Source organism: Parabacteroides goldsteinii (genome assembly GCF_020091425.1).
GTDB classification, from domain to species: Bacteria; Bacteroidota; Bacteroidia; order Bacteroidales; family Tannerellaceae; genus Parabacteroides; species Parabacteroides goldsteinii.
In genome coordinates, this window is record NZ_CP081906.1 from 6,523,836 (window position 1) to 6,542,960 (window position 19,125).

Annotated in this window: 8 protein-coding genes, 2 tRNA genes and 3 rRNA genes; 12 read left to right on the forward strand and 1 reads right to left on the reverse strand. The window is 41.4% G+C overall.

Translation table 11 applies throughout. From position 1 onward, the window contains the following. The first annotated feature begins 317 nt into the window (after positions 1 to 317). The 5 genes from K6V26_RS26720 to K6V26_RS26740 all read left to right on the forward strand — a co-directional run bounded on the left by K6V26_RS26720 (position 318) and on the right by K6V26_RS26740 (position 8,914). Complete coding sequence (locus K6V26_RS26720; RefSeq protein ID WP_224264313.1) at positions 318 to 3,509, forward strand: TonB-dependent receptor; 3,192 nt, start codon at positions 318 to 320, stop codon at positions 3,507 to 3,509. Between the two features lie 11 nt (positions 3,510 to 3,520). Continuing rightward, positions 3,521 to 5,176 carry a RagB/SusD family nutrient uptake outer membrane protein gene (locus tag K6V26_RS26725; RefSeq protein WP_224264314.1) on the forward strand — a complete coding sequence of 552 codons (1,656 nt, stop codon included), beginning with the start codon at positions 3,521 to 3,523 and terminating at the stop codon, positions 5,174 to 5,176. A 72-nt stretch (positions 5,177 to 5,248) separates the two neighbouring features. Further along, positions 5,249 to 6,679: an FAD-dependent oxidoreductase gene (locus tag K6V26_RS26730; protein WP_010800629.1), complete on the forward strand. Its 1,431-nt coding sequence runs from the start codon at positions 5,249 to 5,251 to the stop codon at positions 6,677 to 6,679. A 165-nt stretch (positions 6,680 to 6,844) separates the two neighbouring features. Further along, entirely contained in the window at positions 6,845 to 8,440 is a 1,596-nt protein-coding gene (locus tag K6V26_RS26735; RefSeq protein WP_224264315.1) for a beta-N-acetylhexosaminidase, read from the forward strand. A gap of 108 nt (positions 8,441 to 8,548) precedes the next feature. Further along, the gene (locus tag K6V26_RS26740; RefSeq protein WP_009859688.1) at positions 8,549 to 8,914 is read left to right on the forward strand and encodes a periplasmic heavy metal sensor; all 366 of its coding nucleotides are present in this window, start codon (positions 8,549 to 8,551) and stop codon (positions 8,912 to 8,914) included. Between the two features lie 62 nt (positions 8,915 to 8,976). Here the strand turns inward: K6V26_RS26740 and K6V26_RS26745 are convergent, their stop codons facing one another. Further along, positions 8,977 to 10,266 carry a 3-keto-disaccharide hydrolase gene (locus K6V26_RS26745; RefSeq protein WP_224264316.1) on the reverse strand — a complete coding sequence of 430 codons (1,290 nt, stop codon included), beginning with the start codon at positions 10,264 to 10,266 and terminating at the stop codon, positions 8,977 to 8,979. Positions 10,267 to 10,405: 139 nt separating this feature from the next. Between K6V26_RS26745 and K6V26_RS26750 the strand changes: the two genes are divergently transcribed. From K6V26_RS26750 to rrf, 7 genes are all read left to right on the forward strand, one after another. Continuing rightward, complete coding sequence (locus K6V26_RS26750; protein WP_224264317.1) at positions 10,406 to 12,097, forward strand: tetratricopeptide repeat protein; 1,692 nt, start codon at positions 10,406 to 10,408, stop codon at positions 12,095 to 12,097. A gap of 150 nt (positions 12,098 to 12,247) precedes the next feature. Beyond that, the gene (locus K6V26_RS26755) at positions 12,248 to 13,393 is read left to right on the forward strand and encodes a 6-bladed beta-propeller (protein WP_224264318.1); all 1,146 of its coding nucleotides are present in this window, start codon (positions 12,248 to 12,250) and stop codon (positions 13,391 to 13,393) included. Positions 13,394 to 14,054: 661 nt separating this feature from the next. Next, positions 14,055 to 15,581: ribosomal RNA gene (locus K6V26_RS26760) — 16S ribosomal RNA — on the forward strand. 146 nt (positions 15,582 to 15,727) lie between these two features. Then, a tRNA-Ile gene (locus tag K6V26_RS26765) sits at positions 15,728 to 15,801 on the forward strand. A 23-nt stretch (positions 15,802 to 15,824) separates the two neighbouring features. Continuing rightward, a tRNA-Ala gene (locus K6V26_RS26770) sits at positions 15,825 to 15,898 on the forward strand. 131 nt (positions 15,899 to 16,029) lie between these two features. After that, a 23S ribosomal RNA gene (locus K6V26_RS26775) occupies positions 16,030 to 18,907 on the forward strand. A gap of 104 nt (positions 18,908 to 19,011) precedes the next feature. After that, positions 19,012 to 19,122: ribosomal RNA gene (gene rrf, locus K6V26_RS26780) — 5S ribosomal RNA — on the forward strand. The 16S, 23S and 5S rRNA genes sit together here with 2 tRNA genes alongside, the layout of an rRNA operon. The last annotated feature ends 3 nt before the right edge of the window (positions 19,123 to 19,125 follow it).

Sequence of the window (19,125 nt, forward strand, 5' to 3'; positions counted from 1 at the left end):
GTTTAACTTAAAATATATGCCTATGAAGTAATACAGGATTATTGTAAGCCTTATTGAAAACATACGGAAATATGCTGGTAACATATTCCCGTATGAAAATTCGAAAGGTCTTTGGAGACAAATCAAACATTTTTTTAATCTTAAATCACTGCAAAAGTATGGTAAAGATTTATTATTTCCAATATAAAGGGAATATTAGTGCCTTTATATTACAATCTAAAATCACAAGAATCATGAAGTTAACCAGTCTATTGCTTTTTTTGTCAATCGGATTAGCTTGGGCATCGAATTCATATGCACAAAAGGCTATACTTTCGATGAACATGACTAATCGGACGGTTTTTGATGTATTGGAAGAGATTGAAACGCGAACTGATTTTCATTTCTTTTATAACAGCAAGATTATCGATATCCATAGAACAGTATCGGTAAACGTAAAAGATAAATCTGTTTTTACAATCCTGGATCAAATATTTAAAAATTCAAATGTTGCTTATAAGGTCGTAGATAAGGATATTATTCTTTCGGCAAATGAAGCATCTGGAATTTTACAGGATAGGCGAAGGATAACAGGGGTAGTTAAAGATAAAAGTACAGGTGAACCTGTTATCGGAGTGAATGTCTTAGTGAAAGGCTCAACAAACGGAACGATTACTGATATAGATGGCAGGTTCTCTCTGGAGGTTTCATCGTCTGATATATTGTCTGTTTCTTATATCGGCTATATGTCACAAGAAATTACAGTAAGTAATAAAGAAGTGATCGATGTTGATTTACAGGAAGATTCGACTAGTTTGGATGAAGTTGTAGTTGTGGGATTCGGTACGCAGAAAAAAGTCAATTTGACAGGATCTGTATCGGCATTAAGCACGAAAGATATTGGGAAATTGAAAGTGACACAAACCTCTCAATTGTTATCGGGAATGGTTAGCGGTATCAATGTTACACAAGGTTCCGGACAACCAGGGGCAGATCAGTCTTCTGTAACGATTCGTGGATTGGGAACTTTCAGTAGTGCGGGAAACTCTCCATTAGTATTGGTTGACGGATTGTCTTCTTCGTTGGATAATGTGAATGCGAATGATATAGAGAGTATTTCTGTTTTAAAAGATGCAGCATCAGCTTCTATATACGGAACCAGGGCTGCAAATGGTGTCATATTGATTGAAACGAAAAAGGGAAAAGAAGGAAAAGCACGAATTACTTATCAGGGTAACTTTGGTTTTTCCCGTCCGTCAGAGACTCCTAAAATAGTGGACTCCTGGGTCTATGCAGAAATGTATAATGAAGCATTGATAAATGGAGGAGGAAGTCCGCAATATACGGCAGATGAAATTGCTAAATTTAAATCAGGGGAAGATCCGGATAATTATCCTAATAAAAGGCATTATGATGACCTGATAAATTCCGGAAGTGGTTTTCAGACCAATCATTATTTAGGTTTGACAGGAGGTACAGAAAAGAATTCTTATATGTTTTCTCTGAGTTATCTTAATCAAAAAGGTATTGTTGCGGAAACAAACTATCAACGTTATAATGTAATGTTTAATGCAAGCAGCAAGCTAAGAGATAATTTTAAAGTAAATGTGAAATTTTCCGGACAAAAAGGGGATAGTAATCAGTCAACAGCTGTTGACAGCAGTGCTCCTGAAGGAGTAGAAGGTTTAATAAGCTATGCAATAAAAGTTCCGAATACAATAGCCGGCAAACGTTCGGATGGTTATTATGGTAATCAGACGGGATTTACAATTGAAGGTTGGATGGACAGCGAGTCTTTCATTAAGAATGATGATGTGGACGTTATTGCCAGTGCCAATTTTGAATGGAATATATTGAAGGATTTAAAACTGACAGGAGTAGCAGGATATGATTATTCAGCTTCTGACTACAAAAGATTCAGGCCGACGTTGGTAATAGATCAATATCTGACTGCATCACCTTCCGATCTCCGGATACGTAAAGCTCGGAATACTCTTTTAACGTTGCAGGCATATCTGGATTATGACTGGTCTGTAAATTCTCATTTATTCCATGCTCTTTTAGGATATTCTCAGGAAAGTAATAAAAACGATTGGGTTGAAGCCTTTCGTGATAATTTCCCCAGTAATACTTTGTATGAACTGAATGCCGGTTCGGCTTCTAACCAGCAAAATGCCGGTTCTGCATCAGAGTGGGCTTTGGCCTCTTTTTTTGGAAGATTGAATTATTCATTTCTGGATAGATACCTTTTGGAAGTAAGTGCCAGGTATGATGCATCTTCAAGGTTCCCCAAAAAGAACAGATGGGGCTTTTTCCCGTCAGTTTCCGGCGGGTGGATTATATCACAGGAAAATTTCTTCAATGTACCGGTTATAAACAATTTGAAACTGAGAGCTTCCTGGGGTAAATTAGGTAACCAGAATATTGGGGATTATCCTTATCAACAAGTAATTGCTTTGGGTATTAATGCTCCGTTTGGTGTCTCGGAAGAATTATGGCCCGGGGCTGCTGCTGTAGATGTTCCAAGTACGGATATCACTTGGGAGTCCACAGAGGTAATGAATGTCGGACTCGATATCGGCTTGTTTAGTAATAAATTGACATTTACTGCAGATTACTATGTAAAAGAAACGTCTGATATTTTATATAATGTAACAGCTTCAAAAGTATTAGGAATGACTCCGTCTGTGCAGAACGCAGGAACTGTAATCAATAAAGGTATCGATTTTTCAGTTCAGCATAGAAATGTTATAGGAGATTTTTCTTATGGAGTTGCAGCAAATGTGTCTTATGTAAAAAATCGTGTGGATAAACTGGCTAATGTGGAAAAGGATATTGCCGGAGGACTTTTTGTCGGTCATTCTTTAAATTCGATTTATGGCTATGTTGTTGATGGTTTTTTCAATAGCCAGGAAGAGATTGATAGTTATGCCAAACAACCCAGAACTGCTAAACCCGGGGACTTAAAGTTAGTCGATATAAGCGGTCCTGACGGTGTACCGGATGGTATTGTTAATGCTGATTATGACCGGCAGATAATAGGAACCCAGTTTCCAAAGTTTAATTTCGGTTTTAATATCAATGCTCAGTATAAAAATGTCGATTTCTTACTTAATATGAATGGAGTAGGAGGAATGGACCGTTTTGTCGGAGGAGAAGAAAGTTATCAGGGAAATGCTTTTTACCGAGGCTCAAATCCGCAGGAATGGATGATAAAAGGACGATGGACTGAAGATAATCATGATGCGACTTATCCTAGGTTATTGGTTGTTGGAGGAGGAGAACAACAATTTTATAAATCTACATACAGAGTTATTAATGCGTCTTTCTTTAGGATTAATGATATACAAATCGGATATACATTCCCTTCTGCAATGATTCAATCTTTAGGTATGTCAAATCTGAGAGTTTATGCAAGTGTAAAAAATCTGGCCACTTTCCATAATTTTTTGGAAGGATGGGATCCGGAAAGAACTTCTATGTATCCGGCTGTTAGGGATTTTATGGCAGGTATTAGTGTAACATTCTAATTTGAAGCAATATGAAAAAGAGTTGTGTAAGTAAATATATATTTGTAGGAGCTTTTTTAAGCATTTCTATTGTTGTACTAACAGGGTGTGATAGTTTATTAAATAAATATCCGCTGGATAGTTTGTCTAATAGTACTTTTTGGCAAACAGAGGGAGATGCCTTATTGGCCTTAACAGGAGTATATCAACAAAATAAACTGACAGGAACCAATGCAAAACAATCGTTTGATTTATGGAATCAGGATGCTTATTTAAGATTGTTTGAGGCTACCACTGATAATGGTTTCGAAAAGGACAATGGCGTAACTGATTTTAATAATGGTGACTTAGCTGCCTCTTATCAGCCAGTAATGGATTTGTGGACAACAACTTATATCAAAATAACGAAGTGTAACAATTTTCTTGAAAATATTGATAATGTTGAAATGGATGTAAGTAAGCTGGAAGAAATGAAAGCTGAAGTCAAAACAATAAGAGCTTACGATTATTTCTGGCTGGCGTTTTTATGGAGTGATGTTCCTTTGGTTACTAAAGTATTGACGGTGGATGAAGCTAATAGTGTGTTTCGTGATAGCCGTGAAAATGTGATCAAATTTGTAATAGAGGAGTTGCAGGCGGCAATTCCTAATTTACCGGTAACGCGCCCGGATAAAGATTATGGTAGAATAACGAAAGGGGCGGCTTTAGCTATTTTGGGAAGAGTCTTTTTGGCAGAAAAAAGATGGGAAGATGCGAAAAATGTTTATAAACAGATTATGGATCTGGGTGTCTATAATATAGATGCACGTTTTAGTGATCTTTTTATTGAAAAAGGTGAGAACAGCAAAGAATTCTTGTTGGTAAGTAAAAGAATGCCCGATATATATGGAAATTCCATTTTGTTGAGTTGCCTTGGATTTACCTGGGGAGGATATCATCATTACAGTCCATATAATGAATTAGTGGAAGATTTTGAATGTATAGATGGTCTGCCTGTTAAAGAATCTCCATTGTTCGATCCGGAGAAACCTTATGAAAATCGTGATCCGAGATTGCTGAAAACAATATTTGTAGATAATATATCCGTCTTTAAGAATATATTATATATCGCCCATCCGGATTCGTCTCCGACAGTTTATCAGGATCAATTGACAAGACGTCAATGGAGTGGTTATATGGTTCGTAAATTCTGCGATGAAGATTACAATGGAAATCTGAATGTATATGGATGCGATTTTCCAATGATTCGTTATGCAGAGGTCTTGTTGAGCTATCTGGAAGCGAATATAGAGTCCGGAACTCCTATAACGCAGAATTTACTGGATGAGACAATAAACCGTGTCAGAGGTCGCGAAGAAATAAAGATGCCTCCTGTTACGGAAACAAATCCGGATAAGTTGACTACTATTCTGAGACGTGAAAGGCGTGTGGAATTGGCTTGGGAAGGTTTAAGATTGTTTGATTTGTTTCGGTGGCGTACAGCTCATATATTACTTAAAGGGCGTTTTCATGGCATGAAGATTTGTTCTAAAGAGAAAGCTCCGGGATATACGAAAGTTCCAGTCAATGCAGATGGCTATTATTTTTGTGAGGAAACTTTTTTTAGAGAAAATGTCGATTATTTATGGCCAATTCCTCAAGCAGAGCGGGATGTAAATAAAAATCTGACTCAGAACAGCGGTTATTGACTCTGACGAATATGAAAATGTCCGGTAATAGCTTATGGATATGAATAGAAAAATAATAAATAATATGTTGATATGAAACTACATTCCAGAAGAAGATTTCTAAATAATATTTGTGTAGGAAGTGTCGGTCTCGGGATGCTGGGATCTATCTCTTCTTGCGTGGAGTATGGAACGAATACAAAAGCGTCATCTGTTAATTTACCGATAATTGATGAGGTTGATATATGTATATTAGGTGGAAGTTGTACCGGTGTGTTTGCCGGGGTACGTGCTGCTCGTTTGGGCGCTTCCGTTGCTGTTGTAGAAAAACAAAATGCATTTGGAGGAGTCGCAACAAGTTCTTTGGTGAATATTTGGCATTCTTTGTATGATACGGAAGGAAAGCAGCAAATAATAGCGGGCCTGACAAAAGAAGTGATAGACAGGCTGGCAGTTCGTGATGCAGTAAATGTCAGTTCTAATCCAAGTTCGGCATACACTTTTAATTCTCAGGAACTTAAAATAGAATTGGACGAACTTGTATTGGAAGCAGGTATTCATCCTTATTTACATACATTGTTTTCTGAGCCATATTTGGGGGAAGATGGTAAACTGATGGGTGTAATTGTAGATAATAAATCAGGCAGAGGCATCATAAAAGCAAAATACTTTATAGATGCTACGGGGGATGGAGACCTTTGTTATCGTTTAGGTCTAAAATCTTATGCTTTTGAATTACTGCAACCTCCCACGACTTGTGCACATTTTGAAGGTTGGAATTCCGGAGAATTCGACGAACTATTAAAAAAGCATGGAGCAGAATTTAATATTCCGGATGGATTTGTTTGGGGAGCAACGCTGCCTGAGACGAATGTTTATATGCTTGCAGGAACACGGGTTTATAAAGCGGACTGCGCTGTTGCAGATGATTTAACGAGAGCGGAAATAGAAGGCAGAAGACAAATTCGTGCAATTATGGATATGTTGAGGAAATATGGGAAGAAGGAAAATCTCCCCGGTCTGGTTGCTTTGCCGTCATACATTGGAATACGGGAAACAAGGCATATAAAATGTCTTTATCAGATTAGTGATGAAGACGCAATGTATGGAAAACATTTTGATGATGCGATAGCGAATGGAAGCTATCGTTTAGATATTCATCATCAGGATAAACCCGGTTTGACTTTTAGATATCTTGATGGTTCTGAGGTATATGTAAGGCCGGGTTTTGCCGATCAGAAAGGGCGGTGGAGAAAAGAAATGGATGTAGATCCAACTTTCTATCAAATACCGCTTCGTTCGATCATACCAGAAAAACATGATAATCTGATGGTTGCCGGAAGAATGCTGGATGCTGCGATTATTGCTTATTCCGGCATAAGGGTTATGGTAAATATGAATCAGGTTGGTGAGGCTGCCGGTGTTACTTCATATCTGGCACTACAACAGCAAAAAAGAATTAGGGATGTTTCAAGTAACGAAGTTAGGAACGAGTTGAGAAAAGGGGGATCTATAATTATCTAGGTTAGAATTTATTTTTATTGGAAACCGGACTCGGGATACAATTCTTGAGTCCGGTTAATTTCATTTTTGTTGTTTTTTTAGTTTAAGTTTGTGTATTCTGTTTTTATCTTATTACTTTGTAGAGTGTTTTTTTACAATATCTTATATCTAATAAATCTAAAGTACATGAAAACAAACATTCTGACTTTTTTGTGTTTTCTCTTCCTTTGTGCCTGCCAGGCTCCACCGGTCGAAGAGTATGCAATCATCCCGCAGCCTCAGGAAATTACCTATACACCTGGGTTTTTCAAAATGGGGAATCATCCGGTTATTTCTTATTCCGGGGATTTGAATAATGAGGCAGGGTTGTTGCAAAAGGCTCTTTCTTCTGATTTTTCACTTAGTGCTACTGTAAAGGATACAGGTAAAGGTGATATTAACCTGATACTTGATCCGGCAGTTTTACCGGATAAGCCGGAAGGATATCAACTGGAAGTATCTTCCGGAAAAGTGGAGATAAAAGCCGGAACTCCTGCCGGTATTTTGAATGGTGTGCAGACGTTGCGGCAGATCATCAAGGAGAAAGATGGAAAATATATGATACAGAGAGCTTCTGTTTCTGACTATCCGGCTTTTTCCTGGCGTGCCTTTATGCTGGATGAAGGACGTTACTTTAAAGGAAAAGATGTTGTCCTGAAACTTTTGGATGAAATGTCCCAATTGAAAATGAACACGTTCCATTGGCATCTTACCAATGACCAGGGTTGGAGGATTGAAATTAAAAAATATCCGAAACTGACTGAAACCGGCGCTTTCCGCGATTCTTCGGAAATCAACCATTTTGGTAGTGACGTGTATGACGGGAAACGGCATGGAGGATTTTATACACAGGAAGATATAAAAGAAATTGTTGATTATGCCTCTAAACGCCATATTACCATTGTTCCGGAAGTAAGTATGCCGGGACATGCCAGTGCGGCTATCGCTTCTTATCCCTGGTTGGGTACAAGCGGAAAACAGATCAAGGTTCCCGGAAAATTCGGAGTACATTATGAAGTGCTGAATGTTTCCGATCCTAAAGTGTTGCAATTTCTGGATGATGTAACCAATGAAGTAATAGCGTTATTCCCAAGCCCGGTATTCCATATCGGAGGGGATGAAGTGAAATACGATCAGTGGAAAGCATCTCCGGCAATACGTAGTTATATGGCAAAGAAAGGGTTGAAGACTCCGGCTGAACTTCAGATCTATTTCACAAATGAAATCTCCAATATGCTGGCCGCAAAAGGAAAACGAATGATGGGTTGGAACGAGATTACCGGTGACAAACTACATGAATATCAGTCGGAAGAGGATACAAAAGAAACAGAACAGCAGTTGGCAAAAGGTACGATCGTTCATTTTTGGAAGGGTGATCCGGCTCTTATCAAGAAAACGATCGATAAAGGATATGATGTGGTAAATTCTTACCATGAGTATACTTATGTGGATTACAATTATGAATCGATACCTTTATCCAAGGCTTATGCTTTTAATCCGGTTCCTGAAGGGTTGTCTCCTGAAGAACAAAGCAGAGTATTAGGACTCGGTTGTCAGATGTGGGGTGAATTTATTCCTACGGTTGAAAGCATGAACCGGTTGACTTATCCGCGTATTGCTGCTTATGCAGAAACAGGATGGAGCGGTTCGGATAAAAAAGATTACAATCGTTTCCTGAAATCTCTTGATTACTTTAAAAATAAATGGGCTGCTGAAGGAATAGTGATAGGACCGACTGAATAAAAAATATTTTTTTTGCAGAACGATTAAACTATTTCCATGTAACTAAGTCTATTATATCGAAGCGCTTCACAAACAGGAAAATATTAATTTAGTAATAAGTATTAGTTTATGAAGAAGGTAATAGGATTGTTTTTGGTTATCCTGATTAGTTCGGCAACAGTTTTTGCACAAAGTGGTAATCGTCAGGGAAAGAAGGGAGATCCCTCTCAACGTAGTGAAAAAATGATCGAGGAATTGAAACTCGATGATAAGCAAGCTGCGGAGTTTCGTAAGGTTGAGGCTGATTTCCGGGAACAAATGAATAAGGAACGTGAGGCTGTAAAAGATGACCGCGAAAAGATGCGGGAAAAAATGACAGCCATGTATACTGAAAAAGAGGCTCAAATTAAAAAGATTCTGACGGACGAACAATACAAACTGTATCAGGAAAAACAAAAAAAGGCTCCTCGTAAAAAAGGACATGGACGCAGATGATAGAAATAAAAAATCCCCGGCAGAGCATTCCGCCGGGGATTTTTTTATTTGTAATTAGTTGATTATAACGTTTTCAGTTTCAGGTTACGCCATAATACTTTGATGCCACCACCGTCGTGGATCTGTAAAGCGATGCGGCCCTGACCGGCACCGATTTTTTCATCATTGATGTTAACCATTTCTTCGCCATTCAACCAGGTCTGTACATTATCACCCTGCACTTTGATACGCATGGTGTTCCAGTCGCCTTCTTTCAGGATTGTTTCTTTTTCATCCGGGATCTGGATCAACCATCCGCGTCCGTATGATTCGTAGATACCGCCGGTATCGTGTCCTTTAGGAGCAACTTCAACCTGCCATCCGTTTACTTTTACGTCTTCTTCAATGAAAGAACGGATAAATACGCCAGAGTTACCGTCGGCTTCCTGTTTGAATTCTACTGTCAGGTCGAAATCATCATAGTAATCACGTGTTGCCAGATAACCATATTTTTTGTCCGGACCGCTTTCGCAAATCAGTAAACCGTCTTTTACATACCATAATTCTGTACCATATGCTTCCCAGCCTTTCAGGTCAACACCGTTGAAGAGGTTGACTTCTTTGGACTTACGGGGAAGTTCTTTGATCTTTATGTTACGGAAAGAAGCTGGATAACCATGATCCTGTAAACAGAGGACACCTTTTTTAGCTAAACCGTATTCAGGAGCGTTTGCCCATTTTCCGCTGTTTTTCTTTTCATACCAATCGTCTGTCCAAGCTTCGAATTCCACAATCTTTTGTCCATTTAACCAATGTTCTACATGGCCATTGTCGAATACAATCTTGGAATTGTTCCATTCGCCTTGTGGATTAACCTTCATTTTGGATTTGTCAGGCAAATGCATGGCATAATCGACACCTAGTTTCTGCCATTCTTCCAGAGGTTCCGGGAAGTTAGGCTCGTCGATCAACTGATATTCAGGACCTGTTACATAAGGTACGGCAAATTGCGGACGTTCAACAACATGATAAAGCATACCGCTGTTGCCGCCTTTAGACAGTTTCCAGTCCCATGACAATTCGAAATTTTCATACTGTTTGTCGGTAACGATATAACCGCTGGCATCGCTGCCGTCACCTTTTGCCTGGATACATCCGTCTACTACGTGCCAGGGTTGTGTCAGGGTGGTTCCGTTATAGTCTTTCCACCCGTTGAGTGTTTTTCCGTCGAAAAGAAGTTGCCATCCGTCAGCGACTTCTTCGGGAGTAAGCGTGTTTTGCTCAACACCTGCACAAGAGGTAAACAAGGCCAATGATACTGCACAAGAGGCCAATAAACTTGTGGCTGTTACTCTTTTCACTACTGATTCCATTTTAGATTAAGTTTAAATTAATGATAATGATAAATTGCAAAGATAAAAAAGTTATTTAAAAGATTCTGCAAAAATACACGAAGAGGGTAACTGTCTTTCTGAAAATAAAGTTTTATCTTGCATGCCTTAAATCATACCTATGGATAAGTGGATACTACATTTTTCCCTTCTATTGGTTCTGCTCGGCTTTGTGTTTTTTGGTAGCAAAAAAGGTGAAGTGACTGCCTTGTTGAGAGTGGCGGAAAAATCTATTGAGAAAGAACCGGACAAGACGTTGATATTGTTGGATAGTATTCAACAGGTGGAAAAATTATCAGAGCAGCAACAAGCTCTTTGGTGTCTGCTGTATACATCGGTGCTAGATAGAAAGCAGATAAAACATACTTCAGATTCCTTGATACAGATTGCAGTGAGTTATTATGAGAAGAATGATTTGCCCGAGCGTAAGATGCAGGCATATTATTATTATGGAATTGTTCTTCAAGATTTAAACGATGTAATTCAGGCACAGGATTACTATTTGAGAGCTTATAAATTAGGAATTGAATTGGAAAGATACGTGTTCTTAGGACGTATATGCGCTAATTTAGGTACATTGTATACTTATCAGGAATTGTATAGCCAGGCTTCGCATTTCCAGCAAAAAGCTGTCAGCTATTTTGAGAAAAACCGGGATATGGTTCGTTTATCACTGGTGTTCAGGGATATGGCTCGGATTCATCTGAATGAGCATCGTTTGGATAGTGCGGTCGTTAATTATACAAAAGCATTGAAGTATACTTCGGATGTACATAAATTTTGTATGTTTAATGAATTGACTGGTGCGTATGCACGGATGGGAGATTATGAAAAAGGGGTGTCTTGCGCTCATATGGCTTATGATCGGGCAGAGACTGTTGAAGATTCCTGTTTAGTCAGCCTGGCGTTGGGGAGTCTTTATTTAAGAATGGGAAAGAAAGATTCGGCATATCATTATCTGTCTTTCTGTCGTCAAAGTACAGATCCGTATACCTTAAAAGATCTCTATCTATATTTGGCGCAATTCGAAAAGTCCCGGCATAATTGGCCGACTTATGCTTTTTATCAGGAGCAATATAACGTATTTCGTGATTCGATTGATAACCTGACCAAAATGGAGACCCTTGCCAGGTTGCAACGACTGTATGACTATCGTGAGATTGAAAAGAAAAAGGAATATTATCGGCAAGAGTCGGATCGTAAGACAGGCAAGTTGTATAAACTCTCTTTGGGGGGCGTTGGCTGTCTGCTGTTCGTCGTCTGTATCATTTTTTATCTGTGGAAAGAAAGGAAAAAGAAGGAGGAGCAGCTTAACCAGTCTTTGCGTCGTAAGGAACAGCAATACTTGAACAGTCAGCAATATTTAGAAGAGCGAAATGCAGTTATGGCGCAGTTGGAACAACAGTATGAAGCGGTTGTGGCCCAATTATCCGAACAATCTTCCCGGTTTACAACGTCTGTTCAGGAGAAGATAAATTCATCGCATCCGTTTTTTATATCCGAATTATATCGGGGAGTGTACGCAGAATGGAAAAAACTGGATGAAGTACAATGGGCGGAGGTCATTAAAATGATAGATCATATATTGTATAAAGATTTTACAGGTAAGATAAGAATGTTGTATCCCCGTATATCTGAGTTGGATTTGAATGTGTGTTATTTGGTAAAATTGGAGATTCCGGTAGGGCGTATTGCTGTTTTATTGTCAGTGAATAGTCAGGCGATATCCAATAAACGTAAGCGTTTGTATGAAAAATTGACTCAAGAGAAGGGATCCGCACAGGATTTCGATAAGTTCATCAAAACCTTTTGACGCTTTTATCCCCTCTATGATGTTGTTTATTAGATGCTTAAAAATGTGACATTTTTGTGACATCAAATCCTTGGTGGTCTTTGGGGTGGTTTCTACTTTTACGAATCCAAATAAAATAGTCTATGTTTAATAACTAATATAACTGAAAACATGAAAAGTAGAAATCTTATGTTGGGAGCTATTCTATTCATATTAATGGGATGCGGAGTTGATAAATCAGACAGTCTTGTCACAGTAGATGTTACGGCAAATTATCCAAAGAAAGAACTGGTTTTGCAGGATTTTATGGATGTGGAATATATTCCGTTGGAGACGACGGATGAATTTGTTGTCAAAGGCAAGATCACGGATGTCGGTAAAGATATCTTGGTATTGACGAATGTTCGTCAGGGAGAAATTTTGATATTTGACCGGTCGACTGGCAAAGGATTGAAGAAGATTAATCGTAGAGGTCAAGGTCCGGAAGAGTATATATTGCCTTTTAATGTTCATTTGAATAAAGAAGAGGATGAGATGTTTGTGAATGACGGTCCTTCAAGTAAAATCCAGGTATATGATTTGGATGGAAATTATAAAAGGACAATCCCTTATAAACAGGGTGCACTTGTCACGAACTTGTACGATTATGATGAAAATCATTTTCTTTCTCAGAATGTTTATTCGCATGAGAACGAGTCTTCTTCGTCTACGTTCTTTCTTTTGTCTACACAAGATGGAAGCTGGACGGATATTGAGCTTCCATACGGGAAGAGAATCTCTCCGGTAATCGTAAAGCGTGCAGCGGATGGGATTTACGCAAGTGTTCCCGGTAATAGTTTTATATCTTCTTATCAGGGCGATTGGATTTTGAGTGAACCTTCAGCCGATACTATCTATGCCCATCGGCCGAACGGAGATCTTCGTCCGTTTATGGTCAGGACTCCTTCTGTACAGACAATGACGCCGGAAGTCTTTCTTTTTCCGGGAGTCTTCACGGATCGTTATTATTTTATGCAAACGGTGAAAAAGGAATGCGATTTCGAAAAGAATGACAAAATGCCAACTGTTGATTTAATATATGACAGGCAGGAAAAAAAGATTTATCATTCTATAGTTCATAATGCAGACTTTGATAATCGTGAGGAGGATTTGTCGGTATGTGCTTTAAACGAAGAGGTTGCTTTCGCCGTATCTTTGGATGCTTTGTCACTTATTGAAGGGAAAGGTAAATTGAAAGGTCAGTTAAAAGAAATAGCAGCTCATTTAGGGGAAGAGGATAATCCTGTGGTTATGCTGGCTAAGATAAAAAACTTCTGATTCAAAATCATTAAGACTTGTATATAACTCAGCCCGGTTACAGTATAAGTGATTCGTTTGATATATATCAAACGCAAAGAAGACATATATGCTTTATTCATTTGATAATAGTGTATTATTCATTCGATATATATTGAACGAATAAAAGAAAGGGAAGTCGTGTCCTGAAATAAGTAGACAAAAACCTAAAGTAACCGTATGGTCGAATCGAAAGATGCGGGTAGTACCGGTAAGTGAGGAATATTTTTTCAGTCTTCTTTGTGCGTACATTATATTACAGTGTCTGCCGTGAAAAAATAAATGAAAAATAATCGGTAAAAAGTTTGGAACGTATGTAGTAATCTACTACTTTTGCACCCGCATTCGAGAGAGAACGGCGCACCAACATGATGAAAGAGGTAACCTGAGGAATGGGGATGAGGTTAGAGGTTCTAAGCAAAATTCCAACCGCCACAGCGACTTGAAAAAAAACTTTTCAAATTTTCTTCTAAAAAAATTTGGTAGTTAAAAAAAAGTCCTTACCTTTGCAGCCGCAATCGAAAAGAAAGCGAAAGTTCTTTGAAAGATTTACATATCAACAAGTAGTACAAGTATTAAAAATTAATACCGTCAAAAACTTGAAATAAATACGAATTCTGAGCATAGAGATATAACAATTTAAACAACGAAGAGTTTGATCCTGGCTCAGGATGAACGCTAGCGACAGGCTTAACACATGCAAGTCGAGGGGCAGCACGATGTAGCAATACATTGGTGGCGACCGGCGCACGGGTGAGTAACGCGTATGCAACCTACCTATCAGAGGGGAATAACCCGGCGAAAGTCGGACTAATACCGCATAAAACAGGGGTTCCACATGGAAATATTTGTTAAAGAATTATCGCTGATAGATGGGCATGCGTTCCATTAGATAGTTGGTGAGGTAACGGCTCACCAAGTCCACGATGGATAGGGGTTCTGAGAGGAAGGTCCCCCACACTGGTACTGAGACACGGACCAGACTCCTACGGGAGGCAGCAGTGAGGAATATTGGTCAATGGGCGAGAGCCTGAACCAGCCAAGTCGCGTGAAGGATGAAGGATCTATGGTTTGTAAACTTCTTTTATATGGGAATAAAGTGAGGAACGTGTTCCTTTTTGTATGTACCATATGAATAAGCATCGGCTAACTCCGTGCCAGCAGCCGCGGTAATACGGAGGATGCGAGCGTTATCCGGATTTATTGGGTTTAAAGGGTGCGTAGGTGGTTAATTAAGTCAGCGGTGAAAGTTTGTGGCTCAACCATAAAATTGCCGTTGAAACTGGTTGACTTGAGTATATTTGAGGTAGGCGGAATGCGTGGTGTAGCGGTGAAATGCATAGATATCACGCAGAACTCCGATTGCGAAGGCAGCTTACTAAACTATAACTGACACTGAAGCACGAAAGCGTGGGGATCAAACAGGATTAGATACCCTGGTAGTCCACGCAGTAAACGATGATTACTAGCTGTTTGCGATACACAGTAAGCGGCACAGCGAAAGCGTTAAGTAATCCACCTGGGGAGTACGCCGGCAACGGTGAAACTCAAAGGAATTGACGGGGGCCCGCACAAGCGGAGGAACATGTGGTTTAATTCGATGATACGCGAGGAACCTTACCCGGGTTTGAACGCATTCGGACCGGAGTGGAAACACTTCTTCTAGCAATAGCCGTTTGCGAGGTGCTGCATGGTTGTCGTCAGCTCGTGCCGTGAGGTGTCGGCTTAAGTGCCATAACGAGCGCAACCCTTATCACTAGTTACTAACAGGTCATGCTGAGGACTCTAGTGAGACTGCCAGCGTAAGCTGTGAGGAAGGTGGGGATGACGTCAAATCAGCACGGCCCTTACATCCGGGGCGACACACGTGTTACAATGGTGGGGACAAAGGGCAGCTACCGTGTGAGCGGATGCTAATCTCCAAACCCCATCTCAGTTCGGATCGAAGTCTGCAACCCGACTTCGTGAAGCTGGATTCGCTAGTAATCGCGCATCAGCCATGGCGCGGTGAATACGTTCCCGGGCCTTGTACACACCGCCCGTCAAGCCATGGGAGTTGGGGGTACCTAAAGTCCGTAACCGCAAGGATCGGCCTAGGGTAAAACCGATGACTGGGGCTAAGTCGTAACAAGGTAGCCGTACCGGAAGGTGCGGCTGGAACACCTCCTTTCTGGAGCGAAGAGTTCGTTATCAAGTTGACAAAAGGTATTAGTTAACTTGTACTACGGTTGAATATGTATAAAATATAGATCTACCGGCAATAAAGTGTCGGCAAGAGAGAAAAATGATGCTGAGGGAAACCAAGGCAAAGTTGACAGTCCTATAGCTCAGTTGGTTAGAGCGCTACACTGATAATGTAGAGGTCGGCAGTTCAACTCTGCCTGGGACTACAGAATCTCTGAGAGAGAATTTTGGGGGATTAGCTCAGCTGGCTAGAGCATCTGCCTTGCACGCAGAGGGTCAACGGTTCGAATCCGTTATTCTCCACAAAAAGTTACCGAGACATAGGAAACGTAGAGTAACGACAAGATCTTTGACATGATGGACAACGTAAAATAAAGTAACAAGAGCAAGCTGAAGATATATCAATCCAATTTACCCCTGTGGTAACCGGAAATAAGAAAGTAAGCAAGGGCAGACGGTGGATGCCTTGGCTCTCGGAGGCGACGAAGGACGTGATAAGCTGCGATAAGCTGGGGGGAGATGCAAATAATCTTTGATCCTCAGATTTCCGAATGGGGCAACCCGGCAGGTTGAAGGCCTGTCATCCCGTAATGGGAGGCGAACGTGGGGAACTGAAACATCTAAGTACCCATAGGAGGAGAAAATAAGAATGATTCCGCAAGTAGTGGCGAGCGAACGCGGAAGAGCCCAAACCGGTATTGTTTAGGCAATACCGGGGTTGTAGGACCACGTTGTGGCAAGAACTTAGGAAAGTGGAACACTTTGGAAAAAGTGATCGTAGAGGGTGAAAATCCCGTACACGACTTTCTAACGAAGCCTAGTGGTATCCTGAGTAGCGCGGAGCACGAGAAATTCTGTGTGAATTAGCGGGGCCCATCCCGTAAGGCTAAATACTCCCGAGAGACCGATAGCGAACCAGTACCGTGAGGGAAAGGTGAAAAGAACCTCGAACAGAGGAGTGAAATAGACCCTGAACCCGTCTGCCTACAAGCGGTCGGAGCAACGTAAGTTGTGACGGCGTGCCTTTTGCATAATGAACCTACGAGTTACTTTCTCCGGCAAGGTTAAGTATTTCAGATACGGAGCCGAAGCGAAAGCGAGTCTGAACAGGGCGAATTAGTCGGAGGGAGTAGACGCGAAACCAAGTGATCTACCCATGGTCAGGTTGAAGGTTAGGTAACACTAACTGGAGGACCGAACCGGTAAGCGTTGAAAAGCTTTCGGATGAACTGTGGGTAGGGGTGAAAGGCTAATCAAACTTGGAGATAGCTCGTACTCCCCGAAATGCATTTAGGTGCAGCCTAGGGTTAGTATAGTATGAGGTAGAGCGACTGATTGGATGCGAGGGCTTCACCGCCTATCAAGTCCAGATAAACTCCGAATGCGTACTATATATTGCCCTGGAGTGAGGGCGCGGGTGCTAAGGTCCGCGTCCGAGAGGAGAAGAATCCAGACCATCAGCTAAGGTCCCCAAATAACAGTTAAGTTGAACTAACGAAGTCAGACTGCAGAGACAGCTAGGATGTTGGCTTGGAAGCAGCCATTCATTTAAAGAGTGCGTAACAGCTCACTAGTCGAGGAGTTTGGCGTGGATAATACTCGGGCATAAACTGTTTACCGAAGCTATGGATCCAGTAATGGATGGTAGGGGAGCATTCCAGTGGCGTTGAAGGTGAGGGATAACCCTTGCTGGAGTAGCTGGAAAAGCAAATGTAGGTATAAGTAACGATAAAGGAAGTGAGAAACTTCCTCGCCGAAAGACTAAGGTTTCCTGATCAACGTTAATCGGATCAGGGTAAGTCGGGACCTAAGGATAAGCCGAACGGCGATTCCGATGGAAGAATGGTTTAATATTCCCATACTACTTTATAGAGCGATGTGGAGACGGAGAAGTGACAGTCCTGCCAACTGACGGAATAGTTGGTTAAAGGGTGTAGACGTTGATCGCGGTAGGCAAATCCGCCGTGAGAGTCGAACCTGAGAGTATGCCGAGTACTTGTACAAGGCAATATGGATGTAAACAGGTTCCCTAGAAAATCCGCTAAGCATATCTATAGAGTACCCGTACCGTAAACGGACACACGTAGTTGGGTTGAGAATACTGAGGCGCTCGAGTGATTCACGGTTAAGGAACTAGGCAAATTGACCCTGTAACTTCGGGATAAAGGGTCCCTGTCAGCGATGGCGGGGCGCAGAGAATAGGTCCAGGCAACTGTTTAACAAAAACACATGGCTGTGCGAAATAGAAATATGAAGTATACAGCCTGACACCTGCCCGGTGCTGGAAGGTTAAGAGGAGAGCTCATCGCAAGAGAAGGTTTGAATTGAAGCCCCAGTAAACGGCGGCCGTAACTATAACGGTCCTAAGGTAGCGAAATTCCTTGTCGGGTAAGTTCCGACCTGCACGAATGGTGTAATGATCTGGACACTGTCTCAACCGTGAGCTCGGTGAAATTGTAGTATCGGTGAAGATGCCGATTACCCGCGATGGGACGAAAAGACCCCGTGAACCTTTACTATAGCTTTACATTGAATTTGGGCAACTAATGTGTAGGATAGGCCGGAGACTGCGAAGCAGGCACGCCAGTGTCGGTGGAGTCGCCGTTGAAATACGGCCCTTTGGTTGTTTGAGTTCTAACTTGCTAAAGCAAGGACACTGTATGGTGGGTAGTTTGACTGGGGTGGTCGCCTCCAAAAGAGTAACGGAGGCTTCTAAAGGTACCCTCAGACCGATTGGTAACCGGTCGTAGAGTGTAATGGCATAAGGGTGCTTGACTGGGAGAGAGACAACTCGATCAGGTAGGAAACTAGAGCATAGTGATCCGGTGGTTCCGCATGGAAGGGCCATCGCTCAAAGGATAAAAGGTACTCCGGGGATAACAGGCTGATCGCTCCCAAGAGCTCATATCGACGGAGCGGTTTGGCACCTCGATGTCGGCTCGTCACATCCTGGGGCTGGAGAAGGTCCCAAGGGTTGGGCTGTTCGCCCATTAAAGTGGCACGCGAGCTGGGTTCAGAACGTCGTGAGACAGTTCGGTCTCTATCTATCGTGGGCGTAGGAGATTTGAGTGGCTCTGACACTAGTACGAGAGGACCGTGTTGGACAGACCTCTGGTTTACCGGTTGTACCGCCAGGTGCACCGCCGGGTATCTAAGTCTGGATTGGATAAGTGCTGAAAGCATCTAAGTACGAAGCCAGCCTCAAGATAAGATCTCCCTGAGGGTCGTTGTAGACTACGACGTTGATAGGCTACAGGTGTAAGGGCAGTAATGTCGAAGCCGAGTAGTACTAATAGCCCGAGACTTTCTATTTCCGGAAGGAAGGATTGATATATCAGCAGGGTTAGTAGAGATACTGACAAAGCGAAGGTTACTGAAAGAGTAGCGTTGTCCAGGTCAAACATCTTAAAAGGTATTAAGGTGGTTATAGCGTTGGGGATCCACCTCTTCCCATTCCGAACAGAGAAGTTAAGCCCAACCACGTCGATGGTACTGCGTAAAAGTGGGAGAGTAGATAGCCGCCGTTTTAG